This is a genomic window from Frigoribacterium sp. PhB116, from assembly GCF_004364285.1.
Classification (GTDB): domain Bacteria; phylum Actinomycetota; class Actinomycetes; order Actinomycetales; family Microbacteriaceae; genus Frigoribacterium.
This window is the reverse complement of the sequence record NZ_SOBE01000001.1, coordinates 198,561-215,346: the sequence shown is the minus strand read 5'-3', so window position 1 is coordinate 215,346 and position 16,786 is coordinate 198,561. Positions and strand designations below refer to the sequence as shown.

The following is a 16,786-nucleotide window of genomic DNA, read 5'->3' as shown; positions in this document are numbered from 1 at the left end:
CGCGGCTCAGGACTGCGCGAAGAAGGACGCCTCGATGTCGGACTCTACCTCGGCCTGCTCGCCGCTCACCGCGATGTGGGCCGGGGACAGGAGGAAGACCTTGTTCGTGACGCGCTCGATCTTGCCGAAGAGGCCCTGCGACAGGCCGCTGGCGAAGTCGACGAGGCGACGGGCGTCGGCCTCCGTCATCTGCGACAGGTTGATGATGACGGGGATGCCGTCCCGGAAGCTCTCGGCGATCGCCTGGGCGTCCTTGTACTCGCGGGGGTGGACGGTGAGGATCTCGTTCATGTCGTGGGGCACCGTGTTCTTCGAGGTGGAGGAGGTCGAGCTGCGACGCAGGGGCGTCACGGGGGCGCGTGTCGCGACGGGGGCAGGTGCCGGCGCGGGGACGGGGGCGACCGGGGAGGCGTGTGCCGCCGCGGAGGACTGACGAGCGGCCGGCTGAGCGGCCGGGGCAGGCTGCTGGCGCTGTTCCTGCCGCTGCTCCTGCTCGTCGTACTCGAGTTCTTCGTCGGCGAGGCCCAGGTAGACCATCGTCTTTCGCAGGGGGTTGGCCATGGGGTGTCCTCCGGGTCGTGGGGCGTTGTGTCCGAGGTTAACGAGCTTCGGGCCTCGAACCCGTGATTGCGGTGCCGATGCGGAGGTGTGTCGCTCCCTCGGCGATCGCGTCGGCGAAGTCGTGCGACATGCCGGCGGAGATCGCGTCGGCGCCGGGAGCTGTCCGACGGACCTCCTCGGAGACCCGGCGGAGGCGCGCGAACGCCGGCCGGGCCGGCTCGCCCAGCGGCGCCACGGCCATCACTCCCCTGAGGCGGACGCCGGGCAGGTGCAGCAGCCGCTCGACCAGGCGCTCGACCTCGGACGCGGGGACGCCGCCCCGCCCCTCCTGGCCGTCGAGGGACACCTGCACGAAGCCGTCGACGACGTGGCCGTCGTCGACCCCGAGGGCGTCCACGACGCTGTCCCGGTCGAGCGAGTGCACGGCCGAGACGTAGCGCCGCGCCTGCCGTGCCTTCTTCGACTGGAGCTGGCCCACGAAGTGCCACCGGAGGCCCTCGAGGTCGGCGGTGTCGGCCGACTTGGCCTGCGCCTCCTGGTGTCGGTTCTCCGCGACGTCGCGCACGCCCAGGGCGTGCAGCTCACGGACCAGCGACGCCGGGTGGAACTTCGTGACGACGATGGTCGTCACCTCGTCGGCCTGGCGTCCGGCGGCCCTGACCGCGTCGTCGACGCCGGAGGCGACCCGGGCGAGACGCTCGCCGAGGTCGCCTCCGAGGTCGAGACCGTCGGTCACGCGCTACTTGAGGAAGTCGGGCACGTCGAGGTCGTCGTCGCCGCCGTCGAAGGCAGGGTCGACGGCCTGCGTGGCCGCGTGGTCGTCGGGCCGGCGCCACGACGGGGTGTCGTGCGACGCACCGCTGTCGGCGATGGCCGAGACGCCCGGCGTCGACGCCGCGGCCGGGGCCGCGTCGGACTCGACGAAGCTCGAGCGCCGGTCCTTGGTCTTGGCCGTGGGCTCGCCGCCGTCGAAGCCGGCGGCGATGACGGTCACCCGCACCTCGTCGCCGAGGGTGTCGTCGATCACCGCGCCGAAGATGATGTTGGCCTCGGAGTGGACGGCCTCCTGCACCAGGCGCGCGGCGTCGTTGATCTCGAAGATGCCGAGGTTCGAGCCGCCCTGGATGGAGAGGAGGACGCCGTGGGCGCCGTCGATGCTCGCCTCGAGCAGCGGCGACGCGACGGCGAGCTCCGCGGCCTTGATGGCCCGGTCGGCGCCTCGCGACGAGCCGATCCCCATCAGGGCCGAGCCCGCGCCCTGCATGACCGACTTGACGTCGGCGAAGTCGAGGTTGATGAGGCCGGGGGTCGTGATCAGGTCGGTGATGCCCTGGACGCCGGCGAGGAGCACCTGGTCGGCGGTGCCGAAGGCCTCGACCATCGAGATGCCGCGCTCGGAGATCTCGAGGAGGCGGTCGTTGGGGACCACGATGAGGGTGTCGACCTCGTCCTTGAGCTGGGCCACGCCCGCCTCTGCCTGGGCCTGGCGGCGCTTGCCCTCGAAGCCGAAGGGCTTCGTGACGACGCCGATGGTCAGCGCGCCGATCGACTTCGCGATGCGGGCCACCACCGGCGCCCCGCCCGTGCCCGTGCCGCCGCCCTCGCCGGCGGTGACGAAGACCATGTCGGCGCCGGCCAGCGCCTCCTCGATCTCCTCCGCGTGGTCCTCGGCGGCGCGGCGGCCGACCTCGGGGTCGGCCCCGGCGCCGAGGCCGCGCGTCAGCTCACGGCCGACGTCGAGCTTGACGTCGGCGTCGCTGAGGAGCAGTGCCTGAGCGTCGGTGTTGATGGCGATGAACTCGACTCCGCGGAGACCGAGCTCGATCATGCGGTTGACGGCGTTGACGCCACCGCCGCCGACACCGACGACCTTGATCACGGCTAGGTAGTTATGGTTCGTTGTCACGTCCGGGCCTCCGCTGAAACCTTAACTCGGAAGTTGAAGGTTAAGGTTGTACATGGTATGTAAGTGCTGCAGTCACAAGGTAGGTGCCGCCGCGAGACGCACGGTCCAGCCGGGCAGGCGTGTCGCGAACGAACGGCGTGTCACCGGGTCCGGATGATGCCGTTGTCCGGTGCGGACACGTCGAACTCGACGGACGCGGCCGGGTCCCGCCTCGCCTGGTCGGCGACGAGCCCCGAGAGCACCTGTGCCTTCTCGGCCGAGTGGTCGGCGCTGCCCCAGACGACGCGCTCGCCCGTGGTGAGCGACAGCGTGACGTCGTCCGCGGTCGAGGCGGTCGCGGAGTCCACGGTCGCCCGGAGCGCCTGAGGGAGCGCGAGCAGGACCTCGGCGGTCGACCGGAAGGCCGTGTCGTCCAACGGGGCGCCGCCCACGTCGACGAGCGGGACGCCCTCCTGGCGAGCGTCGAGGTGCTGCACGACGATGCCGGCGGGGTCGACGAGGTCGAAGCCGTCGCCGGAGGGCACCGTCGCGATCGGCTGACGCTCGGTCACCCGGATCACGAGGGTGTGCGGCGGAGCCGTCTCGGTGACGTAGCTCGCGATGAGGGGGAACTGCTCGAGCTCGGTCGTGATCCGCGAGAAATCGATCCGGGCGAGGGGGGTGCCGAGCTGGCCCGAGACGGCGGCCTGCACCGACGCGGCGTCGACCCGGTCCGTCCCCTCGACCTCGATCTGCTCGAGCGAGAGGAGCGGTGAGAAGACGGCGATCCCCACCGAGGCCGCGAGCGAGAGGGCGACGGCCGCGGCGGTCACCCACGCGGCTCGGCGGTGGCGTGACCGCCTCGTGAACCGCCGGACCTCGGTCCGCTCCGTGCGCCGCCGCTCCCCCGACGCACGCCGTGCGGCACGGCGCGCCTCGGCGGCACGCCGACGAGCCTCGTCCGCGCCCCCCTCGGGCTCGATGCGCGGGGTCACGGCGCGCGGCGCCTCCTCGGTGTCCGGCGCGGACACGGCCCCCTCGGGCTGACCGGTCGACGACGCTCGCCGACGGGACACGACGTCCGACAGGCTCGACGCGAGGCGGGAGGCGACGCCGGACACGGGGCCCGGTCCCGTCGGCAGGGCCACCGGTCCCGTGGACGTGTCGTCCGGGGTCTCGGCCGCTCCGTCGGGCTCGGAGCGAGTCCGACGAGGCCGTGCCGCGGACAGCCGGTCGCGCAGGGACGACGGGCGTGCCGCCTCCTCGGGCTCGGACGCGCCGTCGGAGCCCTCGGACGGGTCGAAGCCCTCGGGCCGCCTCACGGGCGCCGCCCGCGGGCCGACGCGGGTCGACGCGTGGTCACTCTCCGGACTCCTCCGCGGTCGACGCGTCCGGCGCCGACGCGGCGTCGAGCGAGCCGAGCAGCTGGGGGACGATGCGGTAGACGTCACCGCAGCCGAGGGTGATCACGAAGTCGCCGTCGCGGGCGAGGGCCGCCGTGCGGTCGGCGGCGGCCTGCCAGTCCGCGACGAAGTCGACGCGCGACGCGTCGGCGAAGCGCTCGGACACGAGAGCGCCGGTGACCCCGGGCTCCGGGTCCTCGCGGGCGCCGTAGACGTCGAGCACGATGGTGTGGTCGGCGAGGCGCTCGTAGGTCTCGGCGAACTCCCCCGCCATCATCCGGGTCCGGCTGTAGAGGTGGGGCTGGTGCACCGCGATGAGGCGTCCGTCGCCGACGACGGACCGGGCGGCCTGCAGGGCGGCCGCGACCTCGGTGGGGTGGTGGGCGTAGTCGTCGTAGACGCTCACGCCGCGGACCGTGCCGTGCAGCTCGAACCGGCGCTCCGTCCCGCCGAAGGTCTCGAGGCCGGCGATCGCCGCCTCGGGCTCCACGCCGAGGCCGACGAGCACGGCGAAGGCGCCCGCGGCGTTGACGGCGTTGTGGTGCCCGGGCACGCGGAGCTGGACGGCCCAGCTCGAGCCCTCGTGGTGCAGGGTGAACGACACGGGGCCCGAGGAGGCGACGTCGGTCAGGCGGACGTCCGCGGACTCGTCCTCTCCGAACGTCACCACGAGCGGGTGCGTGAGCGCCTCCGTGACCCGGCGCGCGCCGGCGTCGTCGGACGACACCACGACGAGCTCGCGGGCCGCGGAGGCGAACTCGACGAAGGCGGCGTCGAAGGCCTCGTGCGAGCCGTAGTGGTCGAGGTGGTCGGCGTCGACGTTCGTGATGAGCGCGACCGACGTGTCGTAGAGCAGGAACGAGCCGTCCGACTCGTCCGCCTCGACGACGAACAGGTCGTCGGAGCCGCCCTGCGCGCTCACGCCGAGCGACTGGATGACGCCGCCGTTGACGAAGCTCGGGTCGTGGCCCGCCGCGAGCAGCGCGGTCACCAGCATGCCTGTCGAGGTCGTCTTGCCGTGGGCGCCGGCGACCGAGACGAGGCGGTGCTGCCCGATCAGCCAGGCCAGCGCCTGCGACCGGTGCAGCACGGGGAGGCCCCGCTCGAGGGCGAGCCGGTACTCGGGGTTGTCCTGCCAGAGGGCGCCCGTGACGACGAGCGTGTCGGCGTCGCCGACGTTCGCCGCGTCGTGGCCGATGGCGATCTCGGCGCCGAGCTCGCGGAGGGCGGCCACCCCGGCCGTCTCGCGGATGTCGGAGCCCGACACGATGTGGCCCGCGGCGAGGAACACGCGGGCGATGCCGCTCATCCCGGAGCCGCCGATGCCGACGAAGTGGACCCGGCCGAGCTCGGCGGGGATCTGCTGCTGGAGGTCGGGCTTGATCATGGGCGCTCGGGGCTCGCCTTCTCGGTCTGGGCGTCGGTGCGGTCGGTGCGGTCGGTGCGGCGGTCGCTGACGGTCCGGGACGAGGCGTGCCGCTGCGTGCGGGGCGGCGCGTCGCGATCGGCACGGGCGGGAGCCTCCCGGACCAGCTCGACCGTGCGGTCGGTCCCGTCCAGCACGCCGACGGTGCCGGCCCGGACGGCCATCTCGGCGATGGCCGCGCGGTCCTGCAGGAGGCCCACGAGCGTGGAGCGCACCCAGTCCGGCGTGAAGTCGGCGTCCGCGACGAGCAACGCTCCGCCGGCGGCCACGACGTCGGTGGCGTTGTGCCGCTGCTCGCCGTTGCCGACGGGGTAGGGCACGAGCACGGAGGGCAGGCCGAGGGCCGTCAGCTCGCTGACCGTCGCCGAGCCGGCGCGGGAGACGACGAGGTCGGCCGCGGAGAGCGCCAGGTCCATCCGGTCGCAGTAGGGCAGGAGGTGGTGGTCGGCGAGGTCGGTCGAGCGCAGCTCGGACTTCTGCCCCGTCACGTGCAGGATCTGCCAGCCGGCGCCGAGCACGCTCGTCGCGGACCGGGCGATGGTCTCGTTCAGGCGCCGGGCGCCCGACGAGCCCCCGGTGACCAGCAACGTCGGCTTGCGGGGGTCGAGGCCGAACTCGACCAGCGCCTCCTGCCGGCTCTCGCGGCGGTCGAGCTGCTCGATCTCGCGGCGGAGGGGCATGCCGACCTGACGGCCGTGCCGGAGCCGTGTCGACCGGTGGACCACGCCGACGTGCCGCGTGAACCACGAGCCCAGCACGTTAGCGATGCCGGGCTTGGCGTTCGCCTCGTGGACGACCAGCGGGACGTGCGAGCGCCAGGCCGCCACGTAGGCGGGCGCCGACGCGTAGCCGCCGAAGCCCACGACGACGTCGACGTCGTGCCGGGCGAGCAGCTCGCGGACGCCGGCGACGGCTCCGCGGAGTGCCGAGGGGAACCGGAGCGCGGCGCGGGAGGGGCGGCGCGGGAACGGCAGGCGGGGCACGGTGAGCAGCTCGTAGCCGCGCAGCGGGACGAGCCGGGCCTCGAGGCCCTCGGCCGTGCCGAGGACCAGGACGGTCGCGTCGGGCTCGGTCTCGCGGATCCGGTCGGCCACCGCGAGCAGGGGGTTCACGTGCCCGGCGGTGCCGCCGCCGGCGAGGAGGTACGTCGTCACCGGAGAGACCCTACCCGCTGGCGCGGTGCACCTCGGCCGCCCAGGGGCTCCTCCGGCTGACGGGCGAACGAGAGCACGACGCCGATCGCCACGAGGGTCACGATGAGAGCCGAGCCGCCCGCGGAGATCAGCGGCAGCGGCACCCCGAGCACCGGGAGCAGCCCGAGGACGACGGCGACGTTGATCAGCGCTTGACCGATGATCCAGGCGGTGACGGCACCGGTGACGACCCGGACGAACGGGTCGTTCGTGCGTCGGATGATCTTGACGAAGCCGACGGCGAGCACGACGAAGAGCGCCAGCACGACGATCGCGCCGATCAGCCCCAGCTCCTCGCCGATGATCGCGAAGATGAAGTCGTTGTCGGCCTCGGGCAGCCAGGACCACTTCGACTTGGAGTTGCCGAGGCCGACCCCGAAGAGGCCGCCGGAGGCGAGCGCCCAGGTGCCGTGCAGCGTCTGCCAGCAGGCGGCCTGGTAGTCGCTCGAGTCGGTGCAACCCGACATCCACGCCGCGATGCGCTCGTTGCGCGAGGCCGAGCCGGACGCGATCAGCGGGATGGCCGCGGCCAGGAAGAGGACGGGGACCGCGAGGTAGCGGAGGCGGACGCCCGCGAACCAGACGGCCGCGAAGACGAGAAGGAGCATCACCATCGTGGTGCCCAGGTCGCCGCCCAGCACGACGAGGCCCACGGCGACGCCGACGACGGGGACGAGCGGGATGGCGAGGTGCTTCCAGTCGTCGAGCAGGTCGCGCTTGACGCTGAGGATCATGCCCAACCAGATCGCCAGGGCGAGCTTCACCGCCTCGGAGGGCTGCGCGGTGAAGGACCCGAGGTCGATCCAGTTGCGGTTGCCGCCGATCTCGTAGCCGAGGGGGGTGAACACCAGCAGCTGGAGCACGACCGTGACGAGCAGGATCTGCCAGGCCCAGCGCTTCCAGAACGAGACGGGCACGCGGGAGGCGATCAGCATCAGCGGGACCCCGATGGCCGCGTAGATGCCCTGTCGCGCGAAGGCGCCGAAGAAGGACGTGTGCCGCGAGGCGATGTACTGCTCGACGGACGACGACGACAGGACCATCACGAGCCCCAGCACGACCATGAACAGCGTCGTGCCGAGGATCAAGAAGAACGAGCCTGTCTCGGCGGCGAAGAGCTTCTTGACCGCCACCACGGCCGCGGCCTGCCTGCCGTCGTGCGACGTGGCACGGGCGCCGTCGTCGTCCCGCGGGCGGGTCGACTCAGTCGGCCGGCGACGCGGGAGGCTGGTGGGCTTCGTGGCCATCAGCGTCACCTCCCAGGTGGTGTGCGACCGCGGCGGCGAATGCCCTGCCGCGCGCGGTGTAGTCGGTGAACTGGTCGAAGGACGCCGCCGCGGGGGCGAGGAGGACGGTGTCGCCCGGCCTCGCCGCGGCCGCCGCCAGGCGGACCGCCGTCGGCATCACCCGCTCAGTGTCGGTCTCGTCGACCTCGAAGACGGGCAGCTCGGGGGCGTGTCGCCGGAAGGCCTCCCGCAGGCCCTCCCGGTCGACGCCGATCAGCACGGCGGCGGCGAGGCCCTCGGCCGCGTCGCGGACGAGGGGCTCGGGGTCGACGCCCTTGAACGTGCCGCCCACGATCCACACGACGGAGGGGAACGAGCCGAGCGACGCGTGTGCCGCGTGGGGGTTCGTGGCCTTCGAGTCGTCGACCCAGACGACGCCGCCCGACTCGGCCACCACCTCCGTGCGGTGGTGGTCGACCCGGAACGCGAGGAGGGCCTCACGGACCGCGGCCGGTTCGACGTCGACGGCCCGGACCAGCGCGGCGGCGGCCAGCACGTCCTCGACGAGGTGGTCGGCCGCGAGGCCGGCCGTCTCGAGCTCGGCCGTCGTCGCCAGCTCGAGGGCACGGTGGCGCCGCTCGGCGAGGAAGGCCCGGTCGACGAGCACGCCGCCGTCCTCGCCGCTCACGACCCCGAAGTCGCTCGGGCCGGGCGCGGAGAGCCCGAAGCCGACGGCACGGCAGCCCTCGGCCACGTCGGCCTGCTCGACCATGTGGAGGGTGGCCGCGTCGGCCTTGTTGTACACGCACGCGGTGACGGTGTTCTCGTACACGCGGGCCTTGGCGTCGCGGTAGGCCTCGACCGAGCCGTGCCACTCGAGGTGGTCGGACTGCAGGTTGAGGCAGACGGATGCCCGGGGCCGGAGGGCGCCGGGGCCCTCGACGGGCAGCCAGTGCAGCTGGTGGCTGGAGAGCTCGACCACGAGCACGTCCAGCCCCTCGGGATCGCGGACGGCGTCGAGGACCGGCACGCCGATGTTGCCGACGGCCGCGGCACGCCGACCGCCGGCCAGGGCCATGGCCGTCGCGAGCTGCGTCGTCGTCGTCTTGCCGTTCGTGCCGGTGACGAGCAGCCACTCGGCGACCGTCGCCGTCTTGTCGCGGAGGCGCCAGGCCAGCTCGACGTCCCCCCAGACGGCGGCGGTCGACTCGACCGCGTGCACGGCGAGGGGGTGGTGGGGCGCGAAGCCCGGCGACAGGACGACGAGCTCGGGATCGAACTCGACGACGCTCGGCGGGAGGTCGGCCATCGCGGGGTCGAGGACGAGCTCGGCGCCGATCAGGCCCAGCAGCTCGGCCCGGTCGTCGTCGACGCTCGGGGCGAGCACGACGACCCGGGCGCCCAGCTCGGTCAGGGTGTCGGCGACGGAGAACCCCGTGACGCCGAGGCCGAGGACCAGCACGCGGAGGCCCGACCAGTCGGCGTGCCAACTCGTGAGGCCGTCGAGCCGCGCCGCGAGGACGGGGTCGGAGGCGGAGTACGTCATGAGGTGCGCGAGATCCACTCGAGGTAGAACACGCCGACGCCCGCGGCCACGAAGAGCCCCGCGATGATCCAGAACCGGACGACGACCGTCACCTCGGCCCAGCCCTTGAGCTCGAAGTGGTGGTGCAGTGGGCTCATCAGGAAGATCCGCTTGCCGTGGGTGATCTTGAAGTACGCCCGTTGCAGGATGACCGAGCCGGTGACGACGATGAACAGGCCGCCGATGAGGACGAGGAGCAGCTCGGTGCGGCTGAGGATCGCGAGTGCCGCGAGTGCGCCGCCGAGGCCGAGCGAGCCCGTGTCGCCGAGGAAGATCTGCGCCGGCGAGGTGTTCCACCAGAGGAACCCGATCAGGCCGCCGCAGATGGCCGCGGCCACCACGGCCAGGTCGAGCGGGTTGGCGACCGTGTAGCAGGCAGCCCGGGTCGACTCGTCGAGCCGCGTGCTGAAGCAGGACTGGTTGAACTGCCAGAACCCGATGAAGATGTAGGAGGCGATGGCCAGGATGGACGCCCCGGTCGCGAGGCCGTCCAGTCCGTCGGCCACGTTCACGCCGTTCGACGTGCTGACCGTGATGAGGACGACCCAGATCAGGAAGAGCCCGCCGCCCGCGATCGTGCCGAAGAACATGAAGTCGAGCCACGAGATGTCGCGCACGCCGCTGATCATGGTCGAGGCGGGCGTGAGGCCGTTCTCGTTGGGGAACGACAGCGCGAGGACGGCGAACACCGCGCCGACCACCACCTGCCCCGCGATCTTGGCCCAGCCGCCGAGCCCGAGGCTCCGCTGGTTGCGCACCTTGAGGAAGTCGTCGAGGAACCCGACGGCGCCGAGCCCGACCATCATGAAGAGGACGAGCAGGCCGCTGTTGGTGATCGCGTCGGGAGCGACGATGTGGCCGACGAAGTAGCCGAGCACCGTGCCGATGATCAGGACGATGCCGCCCATGGTCGCGGTGCCCCGCTTGGTGTGGTGCGACTGCGGCCCGTCGTCGCGGATGAACTGCCCCCAGCCGAGGCGGTGGAACAGCCGGATGAAGAGCGGCGTCATCAGGAGCGTGAAGACGAGCGAGACGGCGCCCGCGATGAGGAGCGCGATCACGAGGACACCCCCGCGAGGCGGTCGCCGAGGTGGCGGAGACCGGCCGACTTCGACGACTTCACGAGCACGACGTCGCCGTCGCGCAGCGTCCGACGGAGCAGGTCGTAGGCCTCGTCGACGGTGTCGACGAGGACGGACTCGCCGTCCCACGAGCCCTCGAGCCCGGCGGCGACGTGGATGTGCCGGGCCTCGTGGCCGACGACCACCAGCTGGCCGACGTTGAGCCGGACGACGAGGCGTCCGACGCGGTCGTGCTCCTCGCGGGCGAGGTCGCCGAGCTCGGCCATCTCGCCGAGGACGGCGATCGACCGACCACCGGGGGGCACGATCTGCGCCAGGGTCTTCAGGGCCGCGGCGACGGAGTCGGGGCTCGCGTTGTACGCGTCGTTGACGACGGTGACGCCGTCGCCTCCGTCGAGCACCTCCATGCGCCAGCGCTCGGCGCGGGCGACGCCCTCGAGCACGGTGACGGCGCGGTCGAGGTCGAGGCCCCACTCCCCCGCCACCGTCAGGGCGGCGAGGGCGTTCATCACGTGGTGCTCGCCCAGGATGCGCAGCCGGACGGGCCGTGAGACGCCGTCGTGCTCGAGCACGAAGGAGGTGCCCTCACGGGTGACCTCGAGGTCGGACGCCCGGTAGGCGGCCGAGCCGGTCAGGCCGAAGCCGACGACGCGGGCGGCCGTGTCGGCCGCCATGCCGGCGACGCGGTCGTCGTCGACGTTGAGCACGGCGGTCGCCGTCGGGGGCAGGTCGGTCACCATCTCGGCCTTGGCCGCGCGGGTGCCCTCGATGCCGCCGAACCCGCCGGCGTGCGCGAGGCCCACCTTGAGGACGACGCCGGTGTCGGGTCGGGCGATCGCGACCAGGCGGGCGATCTCGCCCGGGCCGGAGGCGCCCATCTCGACGACGAGGAACTCGGTGTCGAGGTCGACGCGCAGCATCGAGATCGGTGCCCCGACGTGGTTGTTGAACGAGCCCTCGGGCGCGACGGTCGGCCCGACGTCGGACAGCACGGCCCGGAGCATGTTCTTCGTGCTCGTCTTGCCGTTCGAGCCGGTCACGCCGACGACGCGCAGCCGCCCGCCGCGACGGACGCGCTCGACGACCCCCGCCGCGAGGCGGGACAGGGCGGCCACGCCGTCGTCGACGACGACCACGGGGACGGCGAGGTCGAGAGGACGCTCGGCGACGACGACCGCGGCACCGGAGGCGACGGCCGCGTCGGCGAAGAGGTGCCCGTCGGTCTCGTCGCCGCGGAGGGCGAAGAAGACGGAGCCGGGTGTCACGAGCCGGGAGTCGGTCTCGACCGACCCGTCGACGACCTGGTCGACGTCGGGACCGGCCTCGGGGAGGTGCAGGGCACCTCCGGCGATCTCGGCCAGCTCGGCCAGCGTGAGGGCGATCACTCCGCCCACCCGGCCTCTCGCAGCGCGGCACGCGCCTCGTCACGAGCGGAGTAAGGGGTCCGCTCGCCGCGGATGTCGCGGTAGTCCTGGTGGCCGGGGCCGGCCCAGAGGATGGAGTCGCCCTCGCCGGCCAGGCCGACGGCGGTGCGGATGGCCGCCTCTGGTGGGCTGACCTCGTGGATCTCGTGCTCCGGGTACGCCTCGCGGGCCGCGCCGACGAGGGTCGCGCGGATCTCGGCAGGGTCCTCGAAGCGGGGGTGGTGGTCGGTGACGACGAGGATGTCGGAGCCCTCGGCGGCCACGCGGGCCATGTCGCCGCGCTTGGTCTTGTCGCGGTCGCCGTCGGCGCCGAACAACATGATGACCTTGCCGGGGGTGAAGCGCCGGACGGCCGCGAGGGTCGTGAGGAAGGCGTCCGGGCTGTGCCCGAAGTCGACGTAGACGCTCGGGCCGCGGTCGCCCGAGACGCGCTCGGTGCGGCCCGGCAGGTAGGCGACGATGCCGCCCTCGGCCTCGAGGGCCTGCGAGATCGCGCCGAGCTCGAAGCCGGCCTCGACCAGCATCACGATCGCCAGGGCGGCGTTCGCGACCATGTGCCACCCGATGAGCGGCACCCGGGTGACGAGCTCGCGGTTCTCCGGGCCGGTGAGCCGGAACTCGGTCCAGGCAGCCTGCTCGTCGAGGATCTCGACGCGCCAGTCGGCCTCGACGTCGGGGAGGATCGTGATCGTCGTCAGGGGCACGCGGGCGTTGTCGACGACGCGGTGCCCGTACGGCGAGTCGAGCGAGATGACCGCGCGCTTCGCCCGGTCGGGCTGGAACAGCGGCAGCTTCGCCTGGAAGTACTCTTCCATGTCGGCGTAGTCGTCGAGGTGGTCGTGGCTGAGGTTGGTGAACGCCGCGACGTCGAAGACGAGGCCGTCGACGCGGTTGCGGCTGAGCGCCTGTGCGCTGACCTCGACGGCCACCGCTCGCACCTCGCTCTCGCGCATGCGGGCCAGCAGGGCGTGCATCTCGCTCGCCTCGGGCGTGGTCAGGCGGCTGACGACGGTGAGGTCGCCGATGTGGCGCTCGGCCGTGCTGCTGAGGCCGGTCACGAGCCCGAGCTGGCGGAGGACGCCCTCGAGCAGGTAGGAGGTGCTGGTCTTGCCGTTCGTGCCGGTGACGGCGAACAGGAGGGGCGAGTCGTCGCCGCCGGTGCGGTAGATCCACGCCGAGACGTCGCCGAGGGCCGCGCGGGGCGAGTCGACGAGCACCACGGGCAGCCCGCTCTCGCGGGCGATCTCGAGGCCCGCGGCGTCGGTGAGCAGCGCGACGGCGCCGCCCTCCCGTGCCTGCGCGGCGAACTCGGCACCGTGCCGGTGCTCGCCGGGGACGCCGACGTACAGGTCGCCGGGGTGGAGGTCCGCCGTGCTCAGCGTGACTCCGGTGACCTCGACGCCGTCGAGGGAACCCTCGTGCTCGAGACCGAACTCGCTGACCAGCTGGGCGAGTGACCTCGCCGACGGATGTTCCGGTCGAAGGACCGGGGGGATCCGGGCGCTCAATGAATCCTCTTCTCTCACCAGGTCTGGGGGATGGCCGGTGCGGGCTCCGTCGACGGAGGGACGCGGTACATCTCGAGGACCTGGGACATGATCTTGTTGAAGGTCGGCGCCGCGGCGGCCGACGTCTTCATGGTACTGGGCTTGGTGAAGCTCACGACGACGACGTACTTCGGGTCCTCGGCCGGGGCGATGCCCGCGACGGACACCACGCGGTCGGAACCGTAGCCGGTGCCGTCGGCGCGGGCCATCTCGGCGGTGCCGGTCTTGGCGGCGACGCGGTAGCCCGGGATGGTCAGCGCGTCCTTCTGCTCGCCGGCCGAGACGACGCTCTCGAGCATGTTCACCGTGGTGTCGGCGGCCCACGGCGACACCACGGTCGTGCCCTCGACGGCGGGGGCCGGCGTCACCGTCCCGTCGGCGGCCGTGCAGCCCTCGACGAGCTGGGACGGGAGCCTGACGCCGTGGTTGCCGAGGGTCTGGAAGATGCTCGCCACGTGCAGCGCCGTCGTCGAGACGCCCTGGCCGAACATCGTGTTGATGCTCGTCTGCTGGTCCCACGAGCTCGCGGCCCGGACGCCCTGCGTCGGCTCGCCGAGGAACCCGACGGCCGTGGGCTCGTTCAGGCCGAACTTGACCATGTAGTCGTACCGCGCCTGCGCGCTGAGGTTCTGGCCCAGCAGCGAGATGCCGACGTTGGAGGAGTCGCGCAGGATGCCGGTCAGCGTGAGCCGCTCGGTCGGGTGGAAGCTCGCGTCGTGGATCTCGCCGCCCCAGGGGAACGAGCGGGAGTACGGAACGGTCGCCTGGCTCGTCGGCGTGGCCTTGCCGGAGTCGAGCAGCATGGCCGCGGTCATCGCCTTGAAGGTCGAGCCCGGCTCGTAGGAGGCGGTGAAGGCCTTCGAGCCGAGGTCGCCGACGTCCTTCGTCAGGTTCACGTCGTTGGGGTCGACGGTGGGCCAGTCGGCCACGGCGAGCAGCTTGCCGGTCGCCACCTCCTGGACCACGGCGGTGGCCGACTCGGCCCCGATGGCCTGGCCCTGCTCGGCGATCGCCTGCTGCGTCATGTACTGCAGGTCCTTGTCGACGGTGAGCTGCAGGGTGCCGCCGGCCACCGCCTCCTTCGTGGTCACGGTGCTGCCCGGGAGCTGCACGCCGTCGGCGCCGCGCTCGTAGGTCTCGCTGCCGTTCGTGCCGGCGAGGCAGGAATCGGCCGTGCGCTCGAGCCCCGCCTGCGGCCCGTCCGTGCCGACGAAGCCCGTGAGGTTGCCGGCCACCGAGCCGTTCGGGTAGGTGCGGGCGGACTGGCGCTCGAAGTAGAGCCAGGACACTCCGCTGTTCTTGAGGTCGCGGACGGCGCGGAAGGCGTCGACGTCTACGCCCTTGACGAGGAACGCGAAGTTGGCCTCGGGGTCGCGGGTGAGCGCCTCCTGCATGGTCTCCGCCGACCCGCCGGTGATCTCAGCCACCTCGGCCAGCACCTGGTCGACCGACATCGCGACCTTGGTCTTCTCGCCGTCTGCGTCCGTCCCCGTCACGGTGACGTCGGCGGCGAAGGCCGGTGCGGCGGTGATGTTGTACCGCGTGACGCTGCCGGCGAGGACCGTGCCGTCGTTCGCGGTGATGTCGCCCCGGTCGCCGTACGTCACCTGCTGGATCTCGCGCTTGTTCTGCGACTGCGCGTTGAGCTCGGCGGCCTGGACGAGCTGGATGTCGGCCAGGCGGACGACGAACACGCCCACCAGCGCGATCACGACGGCCATGGCCAGCGTCGCCCGGAGCCGGCGGCTGCGAGGGGCTGTGTTCACGAAGGTGTCCTCACCGCGGCAGGTCGTGTGGCACCGGCCGCTGTCGTCGTCAGGTGCGCCACGGAGGGCGCACCGCTAGCGGGTCTGGGGAGCCGCGAGCTGGTCAGGGTCAGACGCTACCGACGGGGTGCCGGATCCCGCGGTCGCCGCGCCCGTCATGGCGGAGTCGGTCGGAGGCGTGCCCTGCGCGGCCGTGTCGCTCGACGCCGCCGCCGGGTCCGCCGTGTCGGTGGTCGCCGCGTCGGGTGCGACCGTCGCGAGGGGGACGCCGTCGAGCAGGGTGTTCGGGATCAGGTTGTCCGTGCCGTCCGCCGTGCCGTCGGCCGGGGCAGGGTCGCCGTGCACCGCGCCGGTCGTCGGGTCGAGGTAGACCGGGTTCGAGTTGCGGACCATGCCGAGCTGTTCGGCGTTGTTGGCCAGGTTCTGCGGCGACGAGAGGACGTCGAGCTGCTCGGAGTACTTCTGCTGGTCGCGCGTCAGCTCGGTCTTCTCGGCCTGCAGGTCGGAGATCGTGTACGCCCCGTCGCTGAGGGCGATGCTGATCGCCAGCTGCGTCAGGAGCAGGACGAACAAGGAGGCGGTCGCCACGAGCGCGTACGCGATCCGGGGCCGCGCGCGACGCTGTGCCCTGCTCGTGACGATCTCGACCGGTGCCCGGCGAGGCTCGTGCGAGGGGCGGCGCTGCGGTATCGGGTCGATTGCGGCGTTGCTCATGCTGTTCTCCGGATTCGTTCGGCTGCACGCAGTCGCACGGGCTTGGCTCGGGGGTTCAGGTCGATCTCGTCGGCGGTGGCGAGCTCGGCGCCGCGCACGAGGAGGCGGTAGCCGGGCCGGTGCTCGGGCAGCTCGACCGGGAGACCCTGGGGCGCCGTCGAGGTGGTCCGGGCCGCGAGTTCGCGCTTGACGAAGCGGTCCTCGAGCGACTGGTACGAGAGCACGACGACGCGACCCTCGACGGCGATGCGGTCGAGGGCGGCGGGGACGGCCGCCTCGAGCGAGGCCAGCTCGCCGTTCACCTCGATGCGCAGCGCCTGGAAGACGCGCTTGGCAGGGTGGCCCGCCCGCTGCAGGGCCATCGGCGTGGCGGCGATGAGGAGGTCGACGAGTTCTCCGCTGCGACGGAGCGGCGCCTCGGCGCGGTGCTCGACGATGCGGCGAGCGTACCGGGGGCTGAGCTTCTCCTCGCCGTACTGGTAGAAGATGCGTCGCAGCTCGGACTCGGGGTACTCGGCCAGGATCGTCTCGGCCGTGACAGGGGAGGTCGGGTCCATGCGCATGTCGAGCGGTGCGTCCTTGGAGTAGGAGAACCCCCGCTCGACCCGGTCGAGCTGGAGGGACGAGACGCCGAGGTCGAAGAGCACGCCCTGCACCTCGTCGATGCCCAGCTCGTCGAGGGCGTCGGCCACGCCGTCGTAGCGCGTGTGCACCAGTCGGGCACGCTCGCCGAACGGTCGTAGACGCTCGCCGGCGATCGCGAGCGCCTCGGTGTCGCGGTCGAGGCCGACCACGGTGAGGTCGGGGAACCGCTCGAGCATCGCGGCCGCGTGGCCGCCCATGCCGAGCGTGGCGTCGACCGCGACGGCGCCGGGGCGCGAGATCGCCGGGGCGAGGAGCTCGAGCGTGCGCTCGAGGAGGACGGGGGTGTGGATCTGATCTGCCATGGCTGACCTGGGCCTGGATCCCGGGCC

Annotated in this window: 14 protein-coding genes; all 14 read right to left on the bottom strand. The window is 72.6% G+C overall.

Features of this window, described 5'->3' with window-relative positions; translation table 11 throughout:
• Nucleotides 1-6 precede the first annotated feature (6 nt).
• The 14 genes from sepF to rsmH all read right to left on the bottom strand — a co-directional run bounded on the left by sepF (nt 7) and on the right by rsmH (nt 16,759).
• Nucleotides 7-561 carry a cell division protein SepF gene (gene sepF / locus EDF20_RS00920; RefSeq protein WP_123545581.1) on the bottom strand — a complete coding sequence of 185 codons (555 nt, stop codon included), beginning with the start codon at nt 559-561 and terminating at the stop codon, nt 7-9.
• A gap of 37 nt (nt 562-598) precedes the next feature.
• On the bottom strand, nt 599-1,297 hold the full coding sequence (locus EDF20_RS00915; RefSeq protein ID WP_133737441.1) for a YggS family pyridoxal phosphate-dependent enzyme: 699 nt from the start codon (nt 1,295-1,297) through the stop codon (nt 599-601).
• A 3-nt stretch (nt 1,298-1,300) separates the two neighbouring features.
• A complete protein-coding gene (ftsZ, locus tag EDF20_RS00910) occupies nt 1,301-2,467 on the bottom strand; it encodes a cell division protein FtsZ (RefSeq protein WP_123545577.1) in 1,167 nt (388 codons plus the stop codon).
• A 140-nt stretch (nt 2,468-2,607) separates the two neighbouring features.
• The gene (locus tag EDF20_RS00905) at nt 2,608-3,768 is read right to left on the bottom strand and encodes an FtsQ-type POTRA domain-containing protein (RefSeq protein ID WP_243833323.1); all 1,161 of its coding nucleotides are present in this window, start codon (nt 3,766-3,768) and stop codon (nt 2,608-2,610) included.
• Nucleotides 3,769-3,805: 37 nt separating this feature from the next.
• Nucleotides 3,806-5,236 carry a UDP-N-acetylmuramate--L-alanine ligase gene (gene murC, locus EDF20_RS00900; protein ID WP_133737440.1) on the bottom strand — a complete coding sequence of 477 codons (1,431 nt, stop codon included), beginning with the start codon at nt 5,234-5,236 and terminating at the stop codon, nt 3,806-3,808.
• On the bottom strand, nt 5,233-6,429 hold the full coding sequence (locus EDF20_RS00895; protein WP_133737439.1) for a UDP-N-acetylglucosamine--N-acetylmuramyl-(pentapeptide) pyrophosphoryl-undecaprenol N-acetylglucosamine transferase: 1,197 nt from the start codon (nt 6,427-6,429) through the stop codon (nt 5,233-5,235). The genes murC and EDF20_RS00895 overlap by 4 nt, the downstream gene beginning before the upstream one ends.
• Complete coding sequence (gene ftsW / locus EDF20_RS00890; RefSeq protein ID WP_133737438.1) at nt 6,426-7,715, bottom strand: putative lipid II flippase FtsW; 1,290 nt, start codon at nt 7,713-7,715, stop codon at nt 6,426-6,428. The genes EDF20_RS00895 and ftsW overlap by 4 nt, the downstream gene beginning before the upstream one ends.
• Nucleotides 7,672-9,240 (bottom strand): UDP-N-acetylmuramoyl-L-alanine--D-glutamate ligase, encoded by a 1,569-nt coding sequence (gene murD, locus EDF20_RS00885; protein WP_133737437.1) that lies wholly within the window; start codon nt 9,238-9,240, stop codon nt 7,672-7,674. Before murD ends, ftsW begins: the two co-directional genes overlap by 44 nt.
• A complete protein-coding gene (mraY, locus tag EDF20_RS00880) occupies nt 9,237-10,340 on the bottom strand; it encodes a phospho-N-acetylmuramoyl-pentapeptide-transferase (RefSeq protein ID WP_123545568.1) in 1,104 nt (367 codons plus the stop codon). The genes murD and mraY overlap by 4 nt, the downstream gene beginning before the upstream one ends.
• Nucleotides 10,337-11,746 carry a UDP-N-acetylmuramoyl-tripeptide--D-alanyl-D-alanine ligase gene (gene murF, locus EDF20_RS00875; RefSeq protein ID WP_123547188.1) on the bottom strand — a complete coding sequence of 470 codons (1,410 nt, stop codon included), beginning with the start codon at nt 11,744-11,746 and terminating at the stop codon, nt 10,337-10,339. The genes mraY and murF overlap by 4 nt, the downstream gene beginning before the upstream one ends.
• Nucleotides 11,743-13,293, bottom strand: coding sequence for a UDP-N-acetylmuramoyl-L-alanyl-D-glutamate--2,6-diaminopimelate ligase (locus EDF20_RS00870; protein ID WP_123545566.1), 1,551 nt, complete (start codon nt 13,291-13,293; stop codon nt 11,743-11,745). Before EDF20_RS00870 ends, murF begins: the two co-directional genes overlap by 4 nt.
• A 14-nt stretch (nt 13,294-13,307) precedes the next feature.
• Nucleotides 13,308-15,098 carry a penicillin-binding protein 2 gene (locus tag EDF20_RS00865; RefSeq protein ID WP_233568921.1) on the bottom strand — a complete coding sequence of 597 codons (1,791 nt, stop codon included), beginning with the start codon at nt 15,096-15,098 and terminating at the stop codon, nt 13,308-13,310.
• A 75-nt stretch (nt 15,099-15,173) separates the two neighbouring features.
• A complete protein-coding gene (locus EDF20_RS00860) occupies nt 15,174-15,812 on the bottom strand; it encodes a hypothetical protein (protein ID WP_133737436.1) in 639 nt (212 codons plus the stop codon).
• Complete coding sequence (rsmH, locus tag EDF20_RS00855) at nt 15,809-16,759, bottom strand: 16S rRNA (cytosine(1402)-N(4))-methyltransferase RsmH (RefSeq protein WP_133737435.1); 951 nt, start codon at nt 16,757-16,759, stop codon at nt 15,809-15,811. Before rsmH ends, EDF20_RS00860 begins: the two co-directional genes overlap by 4 nt.
• Nucleotides 16,760-16,786: the final 27 nt, after the last annotated feature.